Origin of the sequence: Streptomyces sp. NPDC050548 (genome assembly GCF_044457385.1) — a bacterium.
Taxonomy (GTDB): domain Bacteria; phylum Actinomycetota; class Actinomycetes; order Streptomycetales; family Streptomycetaceae; genus Streptomyces.
On record NZ_JBITGV010000015.1, the window covers coordinates 190,974 to 209,406 of the forward strand.

Consider the following 18,433-nt stretch of genomic DNA (forward strand, 5'->3'; position numbering starts at 1 on the left):
TGCCGAACAAGGGATTGATGCCGTGGCAGCCGAAGCCTCCACCCCGGAGACACTCACCATCGACCTCGGCACCGACACGGGCCCGTTCCACGGCGGTGCGAGCGGCACGCTCTACGGCCTCTACGGCGACGGTGTCCCCAGCCGCAACGTCGTCGAGGGCATGTACGTCCGTACGGTCTCCACCAAGGCCCAGGACGGCGTGCAGCACCCGGGCGCCGACGCCCTGGAGATGCTGCGCCCCTTCGTCGAGGTGGGCGGCAAGGACGTCTACGTCTACCTGACCGACATCTACCGCGGCTTCCCCTACGAATGGCCCGGCGCCACCGGCCCCGAGCGCCTCGCCGACTTCACGGCGCGCGTCCGCAGGCACGTCGAACAGGTGCTGGCGCTCGGCGAGTACAGGTCCCATGTCGTGTACGTCCCGTTCAACGAGCCCGAGGGCAACATGTTCGGCACGGGGGAGTGGAGCTACGACGGGACCTCCTGGCGCACCGACCCGCGCGCCTACTTCACCGCCTGGCGGGACATCTACCGCCTCATCAAGGGCCTCGATCCCGACGCCCGCATCGCCGGCCCCAACACCTGCGAACTGTACGACGAGGTCAAGGACTTCCTGGAGTTCGCCGAGGCCGAGGGCGTACTCCCCGACATCGTCACCTGGCACGAGCTGTCCTCGCCGGAGGAGATCCGCACGAACGTCGCCAAGTACCGTGCCCTGGAACGGGAGTTGGGCATCGGTCCGCTCCCCGTCAACATCAACGAGTACGCGCACAACTACCACTTGTCCGTCCCGGGGCAGATGATCCAGTGGATCGCCGCGATCGAGGAGTCCAAGGTCGACGCCGACATGGCGTACTGGAACATCGACGGCAACCTCAACGACTCGGCGGTCGAGGCCAACAAGGGCAACGGACAGTGGTGGCTGTTCAACGCCTACGGCCAGTTCACGGGCCGCACCGTCCAGGTCACCGCGCCCCACCCGAACGTGCAGTACACCCTCCAGGGCGTCGCCGCACTCGACCCGGACAAGCGGCAGGCGCGGGTGCTGCTCGGCGGCGCGGGCGGTTCGGCGGACGTCGTGTTCGAGCACATCGACCCCGAGGTCTTCGGTACGACCGTCCACGCGCGGCTCCTGGAGATCCCCTGGACGGGGCAAGTCGGCTCCTCCGCACAGCCGTTGCGGCTCGGCGACAGTCAACTCCTCGTCGTGGACGGCAAGGTGACGCTGCGTCTGACGGACCTGGAGGAGATGTCGGCGTACCAGGTGATCCTGTCCCCGGGCGGCGAGGGGGTCGTGGCGCTGCCGCCCTCGGTCGGCTGGCGGCGGACGTACCAGGCCGAGGACGCGACCTACCTCGGTGGCGGCCGGTCCCTGAACGGGCCCGAGGGGTCGCCGTCCGACGTCGACAAGTTCGCCACCTCGACCGGCTACCACGTGGGCGGACTCCGCACCGGCTCCGACGGCGTGCTCGCCTTCCCGGTCGAGGTCCCGCAGGACGGGACGTACGACGTGAGCGTCTTCGCCAACTCGTACAACCTGGCCGACGCGGTGCGCGAGCAGGGGCCCACGAACGTCTTCCTGCGTGTCGACGGCCGCCGGCCGCGCGAACTTCGGCTGCCGCTCGGCTACAAGTGGGCGGTGTGGGGGCACACCGACACCCAGGTCGAGCTGACCGCCGGCGCGCACACCATCACCCTCGCCGCCAAGGACGCCGACCTCGGTGTCACACGGGGCGACGCGGTCGTCGACAAGCTCGACCTCGCCCTCCGCGACGACGAGGTGAGCGGGTCCGCGGTGTACGACGCCGAGTTCGCCGCCCTGGGGGGTGGCGCCCGCGTCGACTACGCGATCCGCGGAGCCTCCGGCCCCGGTGTCGCCGTACTGCCGCGGGGTGGCACCGCCACTTTCTGGGTGCACGCGGCGGACGGCGGGGAGGCGGCGGTGATCGTCGACCGGATCGGCTCCGGGGAGGGCGAGTTGACGATCAACGATGAGAACGTGGGGATTGTTGAACGATCCCCACGTTCTCTCTTGCTCGTGTCGGGCATCAACAAGGTCACCATCACCGCCACGTCCGACGACCTCGTCCTGGACCGCCTCCGGGCGGCGCCGTCACGCGGTCTCCTGCCCACCGCGACGTACCCGGCCGAGGAGGGCGTCACGACCGGCGGCGCCCGGGTCACCGGCGCCCACACGTTCGCCACCGGCGGCAAGGCGGTCGAAGGCATCGGTGCCGGACCGGCGAACGCCCTCGCCCTCACCGTGACGGCGGAGTGGGCCGGCCGGTACGCGCTCACGATCCGCTACTCCAACGGCGAGCAGGCGCCCGCCACCCACTACAACCCGGACCCGGTCTGCCGTCACGCGGACATCGCGGTCAACGGGGCCGCCCCGCGGCGCGTCCTGTTCCCCACGACCTTCCACTTCAACAACTTCCACGACCTGACCGTCCCCGTCACCCTCGACGAGGGCGCCAACACCCTCACCTTCACGGCCGACGAACTCCCCGACCACGACGGCAAGTCCAGGAACCAGTACGGTCAACGCTCCGCGTACGCCCCGGTGATCGACCAGGTGACGGTGACGCGGCTGGCCTGACGGTGTGTCAGGTCTCGTGCGCCTGGAGGACCTCGGTTGCCGTGCGGCGAGAGCCGGAGCGCCGGTCGTCGATGTCGGCCCAGCGGTCGCCGTAGATGTTCTGAACGACGTCCGGCTCCCGTACGAAGTCGTGCGGGAAGCCGAGTTCGACCGCGCTCACCGTGTCGAGCCGGGCGACGGCGTCGGCGTCGAGGCGGATGTCGACGCTGCCGAGGTTGTCGGCGAGCTGGTGCTCCTTGGTGGCCGCGATGATGGGGACGACGGTGCCGGGGCGGCCCAGCAGCCAGGCCAGGGCGACCTGGGCCGGACTCCAGCCGCCCTGTTCGGCGATCTCCAGGACGGCGGTGATCACGTCCTCGTCCCTCGGGTTCGGCCGGTCGCTCCAGCTGTCGAGCCGGCCCGCCTCGCCCCGGCGGTATTTGCCGGTGAGCTTCCCGGCCGCGAGCGGCGCCCACGCCAGCACCGCCTGGCCGAACGCCCGGGCCTGCGGCAGCAGTTCACGCTCCGGCGTCCGCTCCAGCAGGTTGTAACGCAGCTGCGAACCGGCGAACGCGGTCCAACCCCTCAGCTCCGCAAGGGTGTTGGCCTGCGCGATCTCCCACGCGGGCCAGTCCGAGACACCGACGTACAGCACCTTGCCGGTCCGGACGAGATCGTCGAGCGCCCGCATCACCTCGTCGACCGGGGTGAAGTTGTCCCGGGCGTGCACCCACAGGATGTCGAGCCGGTCCGTGCGCAGCCGCTCCAGGCTCGCTTCCACCGACCGCACCAGGTTCTTGCGGTGGTTGCCCGCCGCGTTGACGTCCCCCTCGCGGGTCCCGCACGTGTACTTGCTGGCCAGCACGAACGACTCGCGCCGTCCTTCCAGCAGTTCACCGAGGATCCGCTCGGACGCTCCGCCGGTGTAGATGTTCGCCGTGTCGACGAAGTTGCCGCCCGCGTCGGCGTAGGCGTTCAGAAGGCGGGCGGTGGTCTCCTTGTCGGAGCCGTGGGCGGGATCGTCGCCCATGACCATCGCGCCGAGGCTCAGCTCGCTCACGCGCAGGCCGGTCTTGCCGAACAGTGTGTACCGCACGATCGGTTCCCCTTCAGGCAGGTCGTGCGGACGACGCTAGAAGCTGGAGCGCACTTCAGGGCAAGGGCCGGTCGCGGCGGGCCGGACTTCGCCTCAGTCCGCCGCGTGCACCCCGAACACCGCGCCCTGCGGATCCCGCAGCGCGGCGATGTGCCGTACGTCGCCGACGGCTCGGGGTTCCATGAGGACCGCGCCGCCCGCGCCGGTCGTCGCGGCGGCGGCCGTGCCGACGTCGGTCACCGCGAAGTACGGGAGCCAGTGCGGTGCGACCTGCGGCGGGAACTTCTCGTCCATCGCCATCAGGCCGCCGAAGTCGGCGCCGTCGATGCCCCACTGCGGGTAGTAGGCCGAGGGCCGGACGGTCCAGCCGAACACGCTCGTGTAGAAGGTCTCGGCCCGCTCGGGCGCCCGCGTCAGCAGTTCCACCCAGCCCAGCGCGCCGGGTGAGTTGAACAGTCCGGCGCCGGGGAAGGTCCGCGCCTGCCACATCTGGAACACGGCCCCGCCCGGGTCCACGGCGACCGCGAAGCGCCCCATGTCGAACACGTCGGCCGGCTCCATCAGCAGCGTCCCGCCGGCCGTACGCACCCGTTCCGCGGTCGCGTCGGCGTCCGTCACCGCGAACGACACGTTCCACGCCACCGGCTGCGACTCCTGGAACAGGGGCGTCAGACCGGCGACCGCCGCTTCCCCGACGTGCGCGACCGTGTAACCGCCCGCCTCCTGCCGGGGATCGGTCTCCGGACGCCAGCCGAGCACGTCCGTGTAGAAGCGCTTGGCCGCGTCAAGGTCACTGGTCCCCAGCTCGACCCAACAGGGCCCGCCGGTCACCGGCCTGTCGAGCTTCATGGTGTTCCTTCCGCAGGAAGTACCCCTTCCAGCACGCTAAGCCCGGGCCGCGACCCCGGCCAACCGACACGGAAGGCCGCCGTGGGAGCCGTACGCCTAGATGCCCGGCCGGTACCGCAGCGGATGATCCGCCGGCACCTCCACCAGCACGATCCGTGTCCCGTCCGGGTCCGCCACCCACATCTCCACCAACCCCCAGGGCTCCTTCACCGGCGGCCGTGCGATCTCGACGCCCTTCGCCCGCAACTCCTCGTACGCGGCCCCCGCGTCCGCGACCTGCAGCCACAGCCGCACGGCGGGCGAGGGCGGGGTGTCGGAGCGTCCGGAGACCTCCAGGAATCCGCCGCCGAGGAAGTAGACGGTCCCGCGCTCCACCCCCGTGCCGAACTCCCGGTAGACGGGCAGCCCGAGCTGCTCGCCGTAGAAGGCGCGGGAGCGGTCGGGATCGGTGGGGCGCAGCAGAATACGGCTGCTCAGTACGTGCACCATGCGGCCGGAGCCTAGTGTGCGGGCCGCGTTACTCTCGTCACTGCCGAGCCGCGCCTCTGATCGGAGTTGTGCACCATGGACACCGCCGCCACCGGACTGACCTTCCGCGACGCCACCGACGCCGACGTGGACGCCCTCGTCGTGCTGATCGAGTCGGCCTACCGGGGCGACGACAGCCGGGCCGGATGGACCACCGAGGCGGACATCCTCGAAGGGCAGCGGACCGATCCCGAGGGTGTGCTGACGGTCATCAAGTCGCCCGACAGCCGACTGCTGGTCGTCGAACGCGACGGCCGGGTCGTCGCCTGCTGCCAGCTCGAACACCGGGGCGACCACGCCTACTTCGGGATGTTCGCGGTCAGCCCGCAGCTCCAGGGCGGCGGCCTCGGCAAGGTCATCATCGCGGAGGCCGAGCGCGCCGCCAAGGAGAGCTGGGGGGTGGGGGAGATGCACATGACCGTGATCTCCGTACGCAACGACCTCATCGCCTGGTACGAGCGCCGCGGCTACCGCCGTACGGGCCGGATGACCCCGTTCCCGTACGGCGACGAGCGGTTCGGCATTCCGCAGCGCGACGACCTGCAGTTCGAGCTGCTGGTCAAGGAACTGGTGTAGTCCTCACGCGGTGAAGCGACCCGTGCGTTTGATCTCCGGGTAGTCGGTGGTCGCGCCGTCCAGGCCCAGGGCGCGTACGAGCCGCAGCTGGTCCTGGGTGTTCACCACCCAGCCGATGATTTTCAGGTCCGCCTTGCGGGCCGCCTCGACGACCTCCAGGGTCAGCCTGCGGATGTTGAGGCAGACCGTTTCGGCACCGGCCTCGGTGGCCCGCTCCACCACGTCCGGGCCGAAGCGGCTCGCGATCAGCGCGGTACGGACGCCGGGCACCAGGCGGGCGATCTCGGTGATCGCCTCGTCGTGGAACGAGGACACCTCGACCCGTCCGACCAGGTCCCGCCGGTGCATGACCTCGGCCAGCGCCCGTGCCGCCGCCAGGTCCTTGATCTCGGCCTGGAGCGGTGACCGGACCGCGTCCAGCACCTCCTCGAAGGTGGGTACGCGCTCGCCGCGGCCCGCGTCCAGGGTGCGCAGCTCGTCGAGGGTCCGTTCGGCGATCGGACCGGTCCCGTCGGTCGTACGGTCCACGTCGGCGTCGTGCATGACGACGAGGGCGCCGTCCCTGCTCAGGTGCAGATCGAGTTCGATGACGTCGAGGCCGCCCTGCTCGGCGGCGACGAAGGAACGGAGAGTGTTCTCGGGTTCGAGACCCATGACTCCGCGGTGACCGATGGTAAGGAAGTTCAAGGTTCAACTCGCTTCCGTCGACGGCGGCTCGGCACGCGCGCGTGGGCGCGGCCGGACACCGGCGTCCACGCGGCAGAGCCGCAGCCTAACGGCCGGGCCCGGCGTTGGACCCGCGCGTACACGGAGGATCGCGGAGACGTCGGCGGCCGACCTGCGCGGCACCGGTCGGGACGGTCACCCCGGGGTGGGCGAGTCCCGGGGCGATTGACCGCTGGCCGGTTTCGACGCCCCGCTCCCTGGGTAGCCGCGCGATGGCTCTTCGGCGGCCTTCACGGTTTCCGGCAGGAAAAAGTTCGGTCACGAGCAGGGGTCGGCAGGATAATTTCCCGAAGGTCCCCTTGCTGGGAGAAACCACATATGTATACGGTTTCCATACGCTGGGTTCTCCCGTGGAGGAAGTGACATGACGGAAATTCTTGTGCAGGTGGGTTCGGAGGAGCAGGTTCCTCCCGTGACCAGGGTGGTGGAGCATCCGGCATGGCCCGTGCTCAAGGATGCCGTGGAGCGGATCCGGCCATGGCAGACCAAGGACGGGTCGATCGACTTCGCGGCCGAGGGCGCCCCGGACCGCGCGGAGGCCGAGTTCGCCGTACGCCGGGTGACGGGTGCCGTCGAGGTGCTCTCCCCGCTGCTCCCGCACGATGCCGGTTATCACGCCGCTCTGGTCAGGGACCTGGAGCAGTGGGCCGCCGACGGCTTCCAGGTGCCCGACTTCCTCGACTCGCTGCTGGCCTTCCAGCCCGCCGCGAACCGCCGGGACGGACTCCAGCACCTGGTCGTCTTCCCGATGTACACGCAGAACGGCAACCCGGACCGCAACCTCGAAGCGGTCGTCCTGCGCATGGTCTGGCCCGACTGGCTGGCCGAGCTGGAGGCGACCCGCTACGACAACCCGCTGTTCTGCGGCATCACCTTCGAGGACTTCACGACCGGCTACGACACCAACTCGGCCGTGCTCTTCCCGGAGACCATCGCCGTACGCCAGGCGCCGGAACGATTCTCCTGGGGTGGCATCTTCTGCGACCGCGAGGCCGCCCGCTTCCGCCGGGTCACCGAGGCCGCCGTGGAGATTCTCGGCATGCGACTGCCCGAGGACATCGCCACGATGGTCGACGACCAGAAGCGCTGCGAGGAGGCATTCGTCCTGTGGGACATGGTCCACGACCGCACCCACAGCCACGGCGACCTGCCCTTCGACCCGTTCATGATCAAGCAGCGCCAGCCGTTCTGGATGTACGGCCTCGAAGAGCTGCGCTGCGACCTCACCGCCTTCAAGGAGGCCGTGAAGCTGGAGGCCGACGGCGTCCCGCAGGCCCGTGACGTGCAGTACGCGGTCCTCTGCGACCGCATGTTCCGCTTCCCGGTCACCGGCGAGCGCGTCCGCAACTACGACGGACTCGGCGGCCAGCTCCTCTTCGCCTACCTCCACCAGCACGACGTCGTCCGCTGGACCGACAACAAGCTGCACATCGACTGGCGACGCGCCCCCGAGGTCACCAACCAGCTGTGCGCCGAGATCGAGGACCTCTACCGCGCGGGCATCGACCGCCCCAAGCTCGTCCACTGGTTCAAGGCCTACGAGCTGGTCGCCACCTACCTCGCCCCGCACCCGGGCTCCAAGTGGGCCAAGGGTCCCGACGCCCTGGACCTGAGCCAGCCGCCGCGGAAACTCGTGGATGACGTGCTTCCGGACGAGTTTCCGCTGAGCATGTTCTATGAGGCCCTCTCCAAGAAGCTCAAGAACGTGATCGCCTCGACCCGGGGCATCACGGCGGAGAGTGCCGAGCGGATCGCCGCGTGAGCGGCCGCAGCACCGAAGTGGCTCAGGAGGCGAGGACCATGGGGAACGGGGCGCTCAACGGCGCGGTGATCGCGGTGGCCGGAGCGGGCGGGCCGGCCGGCCACGCCGTGCTGCTGCGGCTGGCGGAGGCGGGCGCGACCGTCGTCGGCTCGGACGCGCATCCCGAACGCCTGGCGGAGGCCGTGGACGCGGCCCGCTACGCGCACGGCGGCGCCACCGTCGTAGGAGACACCGTCGACCTGCTCGACCCGCAGGCCACCCGCGACTGGGCCGCGCACATCGAGAAGGACTTCGGCCGCGTCGACGGCCTGGTCCACCTCGTCGGCGGCTGGCGCGGCAGCGCCACCTTCACCGAGACCGACCTCGCCGACTGGGACCTGCTGGAGAAGCTCCTCATCCGCACCGTCCAGCACACCTCCCTGGCCTTCTACGACAGCCTGGAGCGCAGCGACCGCGGCCGGTACCTGCTGATCAGTGCGGCGGGCGCCAGCAAGCCCACGGCGGGCAACGCCGCGTACTCCGCCTCCAAGGCCGCCGCCGAGGCCTGGACCCTCGCGATGGCCGACGGCTACCGCAAGGCGGGGGGTGCGGACGGGCCCACCTCCGCCGCCGCCATCATGGTGGTGAAGGCGCTGGTGCACGACGCGATGCGCGCCGAACGCCCCAACGCGAAGTTCGCGGGTTTCACCGACGTCAAGGACCTCGCCGAGGCCATCGCCGGCGTCTGGGACAAGCCCGCCGCCGAAGTGAACGGACACCGTCTGTGGCTGACCGAGAAGCCGTGAACCCTCCGAAGACCGACGCACGGCGCCACCACGACCCGGAGATCCGCGGCTTCGCCAGCGACAACTACGCCGGCGCCCACCCCGAGGTGCTCGCCGCCCTCGCCCTCGCCAACGGCGGCCACCAGGTCGCCTACGGAGAGGACGACTACACCGAGAACCTCCAGGGCATCATCCGCAGCCACTTCGGCGCCACGGCCGAGGCATTCCCGGTCTTCAACGGCACCGGCGCCAACGTCGTCGCGCTCCAGGCGGTCACCGACCGCTGGGGCGCGGTCATCTGCGCCGAGAGCGCCCACATCAACGTCGACGAGGGCGGCGCCCCCGAGCGCATGGGCGGGCTGAAGCTGCTCACGGTGCCCACCCCCGACGGCAAACTCACGCCCGAACTGATCGACAAGCAGGCCTACGGCTGGGACGACGAGCACCGCGCGATGCCGCAGGTCGTCTCGATCACCCAGAGCACCGAACTCGGCACCCTGTACACGCCCGACGAGATCCGCGCGATCTGCGACCACGCCCACGCGCGTGGCATGAAGGTCCACCTCGACGGCTCCCGGATAGCCAACGCGGCGGCCTCACTGGACGTCCCCATGCGGACGTTCACCAACGCGGTGGGCGTCGACATCCTCTCCCTGGGCGGGACGAAGAACGGCGCGATCTTCGGCGAGGCGGTCGTGGTGATCAATCAGGACGCCGTCAGCCACATGAAGCATCTGCGCAAGCTGTCCATGCAGCTCGCCTCCAAGATGCGCTTCGTCTCTGTGCAGTTGGAGGCGCTGCTCGCCAAGGACCTGTGGCTGCGCAACGCCCGCCACGCCAACGAGATGGCCCAGCGCCTCGCCGAGGGCGTCCGCGCGGTGCACGGTGTGGAGATCCTCTACCCGGTGCAGGCCAACGGTGTCTTCGCCCGCCTCCCGCACGACGTGAGCGTGCGCCTTCAGGAGCGCTTCCGGTTCTACTTCTGGGACGAGGCGGCCGGTGACGTCCGCTGGATGTGCGGCTTCGACACGACCGAGGACGACGTGGACGCGTTCGTGGCGGCGCTCAAGGAGGAGATGGCGCGCTAGTCACGCTTGAGCAGATATTGCATAGGTATGCGGTCTCCTGAAAAGTCATTGACTCTCGTGTGATCGCTTTCCTATGCTCTCCAGTCATGGAGCTGATCCAGAACACCCCCGACCTGTCCGCCTACTTGGCAGCTGACGAGGCCATCGACCACGACCATCCCCTCGTCCGGGAGACGGCCGCGCGTCTCGCCGTGGGCGCTGCAGACTCGTATGGCTATGCACGCCTGGCCTTCGACTTCGTGCGGGACGAGATTGCCCACTCGCAGGACGTCGGTGATCCGCGCGTCACCTGGCGGGCCTCCGACGTCCTGGAGCAGGGCACCGGCATCTGCTACGCCAAGGCGCACGCGCTGGCCGCGCTGCTGCGGGCCGAGGACATCCCCACGGCCTTGTGCTACCAGAAGTTCGACGTGGTGCACGGGCTGATTGCCGTGCGGTTCAACGGGGCCTGGCACCGGCAGGATCCGCGCGGCAACAAGCCGGGCGTGGACGCGCAGTTCTCCCTCGACGGCGAGCGGCTGGCCTTCGTACCCGATCCGGAGTTCAGTGAGCTGGACTACCCGGTCCTGTACGCTGAACCGCACCCGGTCGTGCTGAGCGCTCTCAAGGCCGCCCCCGACCGGCCGCACCTGTGGCAGGCACTCCCGACCGCACTCTGAGGCACCCCATGACGCTCACCCTGACCGTGACCGACGAAGTCCGCACCCTCGCGCCCGGTTTCACGCATGTCGCGATCGAGGCGCACGGACTGGTCAACGGGCCCAGCACCGAAGCGAGTTCGGCGCTCCTCGACGACGCGGCCCGCCGACTGGCCGTACGGCTGGACGGTCGTGCCCCGCACGAGGACCCGCACATGGCGGCCTGGCGCGAGGTGTACACGGCGTTCGGGTCGAAGCCGTCGCGCACCCGCAACTCGGCGGAGGCGCTGGCCAAGAGGGCGCTCACGGACGCCGGGCTGCCCCGGATCAATGTGCTGGTCGACCTCTACAACGCCATCAGCGTCGCGTACTTGATCCCCGTGGGCGGTGAGGACATCGACCGCATCCAGGGCGGCATGACCCTCCAACGGGCCACTGGGGACGAGGAGTTCGTGACCGTCGCGGGCGGCGAGGAGGTCGTCGAACACCCGGACGCGGGCGAGGTGGTGTGGACCGACGCGGTCGGTGTCACCTGCCGCCGTTGGAACTGGCGACAGGGGCCGCGCACCAGGCTCACGGAGGAATCGACGTCCGCCGTCTTCCTGTTGGAGAGCCTGGCGCCGATGCCCGTGGCCGAGGTGGAACGCGCGGGCGCCGAACTCGCCGAACTGCTGGAGAAGTTCAGCCCCGGGGCGCGGATCACCGTCCACGCCCCGGCGTGACGATTCAGCGAGCCTCGGCCGCCTTGACCTCTTCGGCGGTGGGTGCGGTGCCGCCGAGATGGGCCGGCATCCACCAGGTGTCGTCCGGGCCCTTCGGGCGGACCGGATAGGCGCGCTGCGCGACCTCAAGCAGCTCCTGGACGCGCTCGCGCAGCCGACGGGTGATCGCGCCCGCGTACTGGTCCTGAGGGGCCTCCACCGGCTCGCCGACCCGGATGGTGATCGGGGTGTGGCTGCGCTTGAAGTTCTTCGGGTGGCCCTTGGTCCACAGCCGCTGCGTGCCCCACAGGGCCATCGGGATCAGCGGGACGCCGGCCTCCTGGGCCATGCGCGCGGCGCCGGACTTGAAGCTCTTCAGGGTGAAGGACTGCGAGATCGTCGCCTCGGGGAAGACGCCGACGATCTCACCGGACCGCAGCGACTCCAGCGCGTGCTGGTAGGCGGTCTCGCCCTGCTTGCGGTCCACCGGGATGTGCTTCATGCCGCGCATCAGCGGACCGGAGATCTTGTGCCGGAACACCGACTCCTTCGCCATGAAACGCACCAGGCGCTTCTGCGGCAGGGCGGCCAGGCCGTCGAAGATGAAGTCCAGGTAGCTGATGTGGTTGCTGACCAGCACAGCGCCGCCCGAGCGCGGAATGTTCTCCGATCCCTTGAGGTCGATCTTGAGGTCCCAGACCTTGAACAACGTTTGGGCGAGACCGACGACGGGGCGGTAGACAAGCTCAGCCATGGACGGGGTGGACCCTTCTCTCTGCCTGGAAGGGGTTCTCCGGGCGGGAAAGTTACGCAGCCGTAGGTTTACGGCATTGCGCAGATCGTGCCCGAAGAACGAACGACTGGCCAGTCCTCGTGCCGTAGAACGGCGAGATCCTCGTCACGTCCATCACTTGATCCACCTCGGACTTTTAAATTGCCTTTACTCTGTGCGAACCGTCACCCGCCGTACGAGCAGGTACATCTCGCACCCCAAGCAGTACCCGAACGCGGCATTGAGGAACGCGGCGGCGAGCGCGGCACCGGTCGCCGCGAGCCCCAGCCAGGTCGGCCCCAGGCCGAAACCGACCAGACCCACCCCCGCGAAGACCAGCCCGACGGCCTGCGCGAACCGCGGCGGCTCCGGCGACTCGAACTCGGTCGGCGGCCCGATCCGCGGCCGTACGGCCTTCCGGAACAGCCAGCCGTACGGTGAGCGGCCCACGCCGCCCGCCGCGCCCAGCGCGAACGCCAGGGTCTGCCAGGCCAGCAGCCAGAAACTGCCGGTGACCAGCACGACCGCCAGCACCGCGGTCGTCAGGGCCGCCCCGAAGCGCGGTCCTCTCACATCGATGTCCATGAACCCAGGATTCCGCAGCGGAAACGATTCGTGGTGCTGGGAATCTTTGCAGTCTCGTGAACGCTGGAGCAGGGGATGACCGGACTTGTGGTGTGCGTGGCGGTGCTCGCGGCGGCGAGCGCCTACGGAGTGCTGCATCGGCGGCGGAGCGGGAGAGTACGGGTGCGCGGGCGCGACGGCGGAAAACGGCTCGGCGCCACCGAGTTGGGCGGCGACCTCGGCGAGAAGGCCACCCTGGTGCAGTTCTCCAGCGCCTTCTGCGCGCCCTGCCGGGCCACGCGCCGGGTGCTGGGCGAGGTGTCCGGCATGGTCCCCGGAGTGCGTCACATCGAGATCGACGCCGAGGACCATCTGGACCTCGTACGGGAACTCGACATCCTGAAGACCCCCACCGTGCTGGTGCTCGACGCGGACGGGCGGGTCGTGCGGCGCGCCACCGGGCTCCCCCGCAAGGCGGATGTCATCGCGGCCCTGGGGGAGGCGGTTTGACGATTCGGGCGGAAGCGGTGAGTCATCTCCCATATGCCGGAACGTACTTGACTGCGCACACCACCTATCGTCAGCCTGACTGTATGCCTTCGGAACTCCTTCTTTTCGGGCGGGTGCACGTCGACCTCGCACGCACCGCGAGCGCGTGCTGTCCGGGCTGTTGAGCAGCCACGGTCCAGCTCGTCGCCTCCCCAAGAAGGACAGCCCCATGACGGCCACGCCCGATCTCGGCACCTCCCAGCTCGCCTCTCCCGACCTGCTGCGTTCCGTCTTCCGGCAGCACGCGGCCGGTGTGGCGGTGATCACCGCGCGCGGTGAGACCGGTCCGGTCGGCTTCACCGCCACCTCGCTCAGCTCCGTCTCGGCCCAGCCCCCGATGCTGTCCTTCGGGATCAGCACCGGCGCGTCCAGCTGGCCCGCGATATCCGGGGCCGACCACGTCGGCGTGCACATACTCGGCGAGCACCAGGAGCAGTTGGCCGCCACCTTCGCCCGTAGTGGCGCCGACCGGTTCGGGGCGCCCACCGTCTGGCACGAGGGGCCCGAGGGTGTACCGGTCCTCGACGGCGTGCTCGCCTGGCTGGTGTGCAGGGTCGTCGCGCGCGTGCCCGCGGGGGACCATCGCATCGTCATCGCCGAGGTCGTCCTCGGTGACCACGCCGGCTCCGGCCGCCCGCTCCTCTACCACCAGGGCCGCTTCAACGGGCTGCGTGACTGAGACCACTCCCGGTGGGTGACGGGCCACCCTGCGGAAGCGTCGAGTTCCGATTACGCTGCGTTGCACAGGTCACAGTTCAAAGCGCTTGCTTAGCGGGCACCTGCTGAGGGAGCGTAGTGCTGCGTACTGGCGAGTAATATTTCGCTCGGAGCACCGGCCGCCCGCACCGGGAACGGCCGTTCAAGGCGCCTATGCTGCCTGGAAGTAGGCAGCCGAAAAATGACGATGCAGTAGGAGAGCCGGCGTGAGCTTGAGGATCGTTGTCACTGTGAAGTACGTGCCCGACGCCACTGGCGACCGGCACTTCGCCGATGACCTGACCGTCGACCGGGACGACGTGGACGGTCTGCTCTCCGAGCTCGACGAGTACGCGGTCGAGCAGGCGCTGCAGATCTCCGAGAACTCGGACGACGACGTGGAGATCACCGTCCTGACCGTGGGCCCGGAGGACGCCAAGGACGCCCTGCGCAAGGCGCTTTCCATGGGTGCCGACAAGGCGATCCACGTCGAGGACGACGATCTGCACGGCACCGACGCCATCGGCACCTCCCTGGTGCTGGCCAAGGCGATCGAGAAGGCCGGCTTCGACCTGGTCGTCTCCGGCATGGCCTCCACCGACGGCACCGCCGGTGTGATCCCCGCCCTGCTGGCCGAGCGCCTGGGCGTCCCCCAGGTCACGCTGCTCTCCGAGGTCTCCGTCGCGGACGGCGTCGTCAAGGGCCGCCGGGACGGCGACACCGCCTCCGAGCAGCTGGAGGCCTCCCTGCCGGCCGTCGTGTCCGTCACCGACCAGTCGGGCGAGGCGCGTTACCCGTCCTTCAAGGGCATCATGGCCGCCAAGAAGAAGCCGGTTCAGGCCTGGGACCTCTCCGACCTGGAGATCGACACCGACGAGGTCGGCCTCGAAGGCGCCTGGACCGCCGTCGACTCCGCGGCCCAGCGCCCCGCGCGCACCGCCGGCACGATCGTCAAGGACGAGGGCGAGGGCGGCAAGCAGCTCGCCGAGTTCCTCGCGGGCCAGAAGTTCATCTAGGCCCAAGGCCCAACTCGCTTACCGCCCCTCAGACTTCGCAAGCACGCAGGAGACCATTCCCATGGCTGAAGTTCTCGTCTACGTCGACCACGTGGACGGTGCCGTCCGCAAGCCCACCCTGGAGCTGCTGACGCTGGCCCGCCGTATCGGCGAGCCCGTCGCGGTCGCCCTCGGCTCCGGTGCCGAGAGCACCGCCGCCGCGCTCGCCGAGCACGGCGCGGTGAAGGTGCTCACCCACGACGCCGCCGAGTACGCCGACTACCTCGTCGTACCGAAGGTGGACGCCCTCCAGGCCGCCTACGACGCCGTCTCCCCGGCCGCCGTCCTGGTGCCGTCCTCCGCCGAGGGCAAGGAGATCGCCGCCCGCCTCGCGGTGCGCATCGGCTCCGGCATCATCACCGACGCCACCGACCTGGAGGCCGGCGCCGAGGGTCCGGTCGCGACGCAGTCGGTGTTCGCCGCCTCCTTCACCACCAAGACCCGTGTCTCCAAGGGCACCCCGGTCATCACCGTGAAGCCCAACTCGGCCGCCGTGGAGGCCGCCCCGGCCGCCGGTACGGTCGAGGCCCTCGCGGTCACCTTCTCGGACAAGGCCACCGGTACCAAGGTCACCGCGCGCACCCCGCGCGAGTCGACCGGCCGCCCGGAGCTGACCGAGGCCGCGATCGTCGTCTCCGGTGGTCGTGGTGTGAACGGCTCGGAGAACTTCGCGATCATCGAGGCGCTCGCCGACTCCCTCGGCGCGGCCGTCGGCGCCTCGCGCGCCGCCGTCGACGCCGGCTGGTACCCGCACTCCAACCAGGTCGGCCAGACCGGCAAGAGCGTCTCCCCGCAGCTCTACATCGCCAACGGCATCTCCGGCGCGATCCAGCACCGCGCGGGCATGCAGACCTCGAAGACGATCGTGGCCGTCAACAAGGACGCCGAGGCCCCGATCTTCGACCTCGTCGACTACGGCGTGGTCGGCGACCTCTTCGACGTCGTCCCGCAGCTCACGGAGGAGATCAACACCCGCAAGGGCTGATCTCCACAAGTGCCGTCAGGCCCCTGCGACCCGCGCGGTCGTGGGGGTCTCGGCGTGTCCTGGGCCGCTCATCCCAGGCTGATCGTGGACTGCACGGGCAGATGGTCGCTGGGGAACTGGCTGTTCTCGGAGAACGTGTCGATGGCCGTACGGCGTACGGTGACCCCCTCGGTGACCAGGATCCAGTCGATGCGGTTCCCGTCGGGGACGAGCGCGCGATAGCCGTGGAAGGTGCCGTACAGCTGCCCGCGCCCGGCCGCCGCGTCCCAGGTGTCCCTGAGGCCGGCGCCGAGCATCGTGTCGTAGACCGAGGTGGTGTGGGCGGCGGTGTTGAAGTCGCCGGTCACCACGATCGGCAGGGAGCGGTCGAGACGGGCGAGGCGCTCGGCGATGAGTGTGGCGGCACGCTCGCGTGCGTACTGACTCGCGTTGTCCAGATGGGTGTTGAGGACGTAGAACTGCCGTCCGCCGTCCCCGAGGTCGCGGAAGCGGATCCAGGTGGCGATGCGCGGGTGGGCGCCGCCCCAGGTGTTCGAGCCGATCACCGCGGGCGTGTCGGAGAGCCAGAACTGGTCGTACTCGACGGGGGCGAGCCGGCGGGTGTCGTAGAAGATCGCCGTCTCCTCGTCGAAGCTGCCGCCCTTGCGGCCGCCGCCGATCCAGTCGTAGTGCGGCGCGAGGTCCTGCTTGATGTTCTGGAGCTGCGCGTAGAGGCCCTCCTGGGTGCCGATGATGTCGGGGGCCGCGCGGAGCAGCAGGTCGCGCATCACCGGGCGACGGACCTGCCAGCTGTTGGGCTCCTCGCTGCTCGCGAAGCGCAGGTTGAAGGTCATGACGTCCAGCAGGCGGGTCTCCTTCCGGGCTGTTCCGGAACGTGCCGTTCCGATGAGTGGCAGGGCGACGGCGGCCGCCACCAGTGTGGTGAGCCCGGCGCGACGCGTCACCGTCCTGACAGTGGCCATGTGCATCCCCTCCCCTTGGGAGTCAGGATGAAGGGGCGAAGAGCCGGGCGGAAGAGGGCCTCGGGGCGGGAGTGAACGGTGTCGGTTCACGCCGTGGACAGGGTGTTGACCGGCGGGAAGATCCACGGATAACTTCGTTCTACGGATTGTTGATTCCGTAGAGCGGAAACCTGGAGGCTGTGGGATGGGTCAGGGCGAGCAGGAGAAGGTGGCGACGAGCCTCGCGGGCGCGGTCGGCGAGGAGATCAGCGCCTCCCTGGCACCGGTCGACGCCGAACTGGAGCGCCGCTACCCCGGCGACCCCGGCACCCGCCAGCCCGTCCACACGGTCTACGTCCCTGGTGACGTCTTCGCCGCCGACACGATCCGCGCCTGGGGCGACCGCGCGCTGGCCGCTCTCGACGAGCACGCCCCCGACGCCGCCTCCTTCGCCGCCGTCCTCGGGCTCTCCGACGAACTCGCCGAGCCCGTCCACGCGCGCGTGCGGGCCAAGTTGGAGCGCGAGCCGATCGAAGACCTGCGCGTCGACTTCGAGGACGGCTACGGCCCCCGCCCCGACGCCGAGGAGGACGAGGCCGCCGCCCGCGCGGCCCGGCTGATCGCCGACGCGTACGCGAAGGGCACGGCGGCGCCGTACATGGGCATCCGGATGAAGTGCATGGAAGCGCCGGTGCGCGACCGCGGCATCCGCACCCTCGACATCTTCCTGACCGGACTGATGGCGGCCGGCGGACTGCCCGAGGGGCTGGTCCTGACCCTGCCCAAGGTCACCTACGCCGAGCAGGTCACCGCGATGGCGCGACTCCTGGAGGCCTTCGAGAAGGCGCACGGGCTCGCCGCCGGCCGGATCGGCTTCGAGATCCAGATCGAGACCAGCCAGTCCATCCTGGCCACCGACGGGACCGCCACGGTCGCCCGCATGATCCAGGCCGCCGAGGGCCGTGCCACCGGCCTGCACTACGGCACCTTCGACTACAGCGCCTGCCTCGGTGTCTCCGCCGCCTACCAGGCCAGTGACCACCCCGCCGCCGACCACGCGAAGGCCGTCATGCAGGTCGCGGCGGCCGGGACGGGCGTACGCGTCTCGGACGGTTCGACCAATGTGCTGCCCGTCGGTCCGACGACTCAGGTCCACGACGCCTGGCGGCTGCACTACGGCCTCACCCGGCGGGCACTGGCCCGCGCGTACTACCAGGGCTGGGACATGCACCCCGGCCACATCCCCACCCGCTACGCGGCCGTCTTCGCCTTCTACCGCGAGGGCTTCGAACAGGCCGCCGCCCGCCTCGCCCGCTACGCCAACCGGGCCGGCGGCGACGTCATGGACGAGCCCGCGACCGCCAAGGCCCTCAGCGGCTATCTGCTGCGCGGCCTGGACTGCGGCGCGCTCGACATCGCCGAGGTGGCCGACGCGACCGGGCTGACCCGCACGGACCTGGAGGGCTTCGCCGCGCCCCGCCGGGGCGACCTGACGGCGTCCGCCAAGTAGCGGACCTGTCACAGCTGCCGCCGCCCCCTCCTGTTGTCACTGCCGCCCCGTAGGC

General features: G+C 69.9%; 19 protein-coding genes. 12 read left to right on the plus strand and 7 right to left on the minus strand.

Features of this window, described 5'->3' with window-relative positions:
• The first annotated feature begins 22 nt into the window (after window positions 1-22).
• Complete coding sequence (locus tag ACIBJH_RS34715; protein WP_399120885.1) at window positions 23-2,599, plus strand: cellulosome protein; 2,577 nt, start codon at window positions 23-25, stop codon at window positions 2,597-2,599.
• A 7-nt stretch (window positions 2,600-2,606) separates the two neighbouring features.
• Here the strand turns inward: ACIBJH_RS34715 and ACIBJH_RS34720 are convergent, their stop codons facing one another.
• The 3 genes from ACIBJH_RS34720 to ACIBJH_RS34730 all read right to left on the minus strand — a co-directional run bounded on the left by ACIBJH_RS34720 (window position 2,607) and on the right by ACIBJH_RS34730 (window position 5,012).
• Window positions 2,607-3,674, minus strand: a complete 1,068-nt coding sequence (locus tag ACIBJH_RS34720) for an aldo/keto reductase (RefSeq protein ID WP_399120886.1) — start codon at window positions 3,672-3,674, stop codon at window positions 2,607-2,609.
• Between the two features lie 93 nt (window positions 3,675-3,767).
• Entirely contained in the window at window positions 3,768-4,523 is a 756-nt protein-coding gene (locus tag ACIBJH_RS34725) for a VOC family protein (RefSeq protein ID WP_399120888.1), read from the minus strand.
• Window positions 4,524-4,619: 96 nt separating this feature from the next.
• Complete coding sequence (locus tag ACIBJH_RS34730; RefSeq protein WP_399120889.1) at window positions 4,620-5,012, minus strand: VOC family protein; 393 nt, start codon at window positions 5,010-5,012, stop codon at window positions 4,620-4,622.
• 75 nt (window positions 5,013-5,087) lie between these two features.
• Between ACIBJH_RS34730 and ACIBJH_RS34735 the strand changes: the two genes are divergently transcribed.
• Window positions 5,088-5,627 carry a GNAT family N-acetyltransferase gene (locus ACIBJH_RS34735; protein WP_399120890.1) on the plus strand — a complete coding sequence of 180 codons (540 nt, stop codon included), beginning with the start codon at window positions 5,088-5,090 and terminating at the stop codon, window positions 5,625-5,627.
• Between the two features lie 3 nt (window positions 5,628-5,630).
• Here ACIBJH_RS34735 and ACIBJH_RS34740 read toward each other — a convergent pair whose 3' ends face one another.
• Window positions 5,631-6,314, minus strand: a complete 684-nt coding sequence (locus ACIBJH_RS34740) for a glycerophosphodiester phosphodiesterase family protein (RefSeq protein WP_201048328.1) — start codon at window positions 6,312-6,314, stop codon at window positions 5,631-5,633.
• A 403-nt stretch (window positions 6,315-6,717) separates the two neighbouring features.
• On the opposite strand from ACIBJH_RS34740, the gene ACIBJH_RS34745 reads away from it, so the two are divergent.
• From ACIBJH_RS34745 to ACIBJH_RS34765, 5 genes are all read left to right on the plus strand, one after another.
• Entirely contained in the window at window positions 6,718-8,115 is a 1,398-nt protein-coding gene (locus tag ACIBJH_RS34745) for a DUF6421 family protein (protein ID WP_399120892.1), read from the plus strand.
• A 38-nt stretch (window positions 8,116-8,153) separates the two neighbouring features.
• Window positions 8,154-8,900 (plus strand): SDR family NAD(P)-dependent oxidoreductase, encoded by a 747-nt coding sequence (locus ACIBJH_RS34750; protein WP_399120893.1) that lies wholly within the window; start codon window positions 8,154-8,156, stop codon window positions 8,898-8,900.
• A complete protein-coding gene (locus ACIBJH_RS34755) occupies window positions 8,897-9,967 on the plus strand; it encodes a threonine aldolase family protein (protein ID WP_399120894.1) in 1,071 nt (356 codons plus the stop codon). The genes ACIBJH_RS34750 and ACIBJH_RS34755 overlap by 4 nt, the downstream gene beginning before the upstream one ends.
• Window positions 9,968-10,053: 86 nt before the next feature.
• Window positions 10,054-10,626 (plus strand): transglutaminase domain-containing protein, encoded by a 573-nt coding sequence (locus ACIBJH_RS34760; protein ID WP_399120895.1) that lies wholly within the window; start codon window positions 10,054-10,056, stop codon window positions 10,624-10,626.
• Between the two features lie 8 nt (window positions 10,627-10,634).
• Window positions 10,635-11,327, plus strand: coding sequence for a B3/4 domain-containing protein (locus tag ACIBJH_RS34765; RefSeq protein ID WP_399120896.1), 693 nt, complete (start codon window positions 10,635-10,637; stop codon window positions 11,325-11,327).
• Between the two features lie 4 nt (window positions 11,328-11,331).
• Here ACIBJH_RS34765 and ACIBJH_RS34770 read toward each other — a convergent pair whose 3' ends face one another.
• Entirely contained in the window at window positions 11,332-12,060 is a 729-nt protein-coding gene (locus ACIBJH_RS34770; protein WP_399120897.1) for a lysophospholipid acyltransferase family protein, read from the minus strand.
• A gap of 186 nt (window positions 12,061-12,246) precedes the next feature.
• A complete protein-coding gene (locus tag ACIBJH_RS34775; RefSeq protein WP_399120898.1) occupies window positions 12,247-12,663 on the minus strand; it encodes a DUF4395 domain-containing protein in 417 nt (138 codons plus the stop codon).
• 75 nt (window positions 12,664-12,738) lie between these two features.
• On the opposite strand from ACIBJH_RS34775, the gene ACIBJH_RS34780 reads away from it, so the two are divergent.
• The 4 genes from ACIBJH_RS34780 to ACIBJH_RS34795 all read left to right on the plus strand — a co-directional run bounded on the left by ACIBJH_RS34780 (window position 12,739) and on the right by ACIBJH_RS34795 (window position 15,927).
• Complete coding sequence (locus ACIBJH_RS34780; protein ID WP_399120899.1) at window positions 12,739-13,152, plus strand: TlpA family protein disulfide reductase; 414 nt, start codon at window positions 12,739-12,741, stop codon at window positions 13,150-13,152.
• A 208-nt stretch (window positions 13,153-13,360) separates the two neighbouring features.
• Window positions 13,361-13,870, plus strand: coding sequence for a flavin reductase family protein (locus ACIBJH_RS34785; RefSeq protein WP_399120900.1), 510 nt, complete (start codon window positions 13,361-13,363; stop codon window positions 13,868-13,870).
• A gap of 244 nt (window positions 13,871-14,114) precedes the next feature.
• A complete protein-coding gene (locus tag ACIBJH_RS34790; protein ID WP_266868343.1) occupies window positions 14,115-14,903 on the plus strand; it encodes an electron transfer flavoprotein subunit beta/FixA family protein in 789 nt (262 codons plus the stop codon).
• Between the two features lie 61 nt (window positions 14,904-14,964).
• Window positions 14,965-15,927 (plus strand): electron transfer flavoprotein subunit alpha/FixB family protein, encoded by a 963-nt coding sequence (locus tag ACIBJH_RS34795; RefSeq protein WP_399120901.1) that lies wholly within the window; start codon window positions 14,965-14,967, stop codon window positions 15,925-15,927.
• A gap of 68 nt (window positions 15,928-15,995) precedes the next feature.
• Here the strand turns inward: ACIBJH_RS34795 and ACIBJH_RS34800 are convergent, their stop codons facing one another.
• Window positions 15,996-16,889, minus strand: a complete 894-nt coding sequence (locus ACIBJH_RS34800; RefSeq protein WP_399120902.1) for an endonuclease/exonuclease/phosphatase family protein — start codon at window positions 16,887-16,889, stop codon at window positions 15,996-15,998.
• A 184-nt stretch (window positions 16,890-17,073) separates the two neighbouring features.
• On the opposite strand from ACIBJH_RS34800, the gene ACIBJH_RS34805 reads away from it, so the two are divergent.
• The gene (locus tag ACIBJH_RS34805) at window positions 17,074-18,378 is read left to right on the plus strand and encodes a DUF6986 family protein (protein WP_399120903.1); all 1,305 of its coding nucleotides are present in this window, start codon (window positions 17,074-17,076) and stop codon (window positions 18,376-18,378) included.
• The last annotated feature ends 55 nt before the right edge of the window (window positions 18,379-18,433 follow it).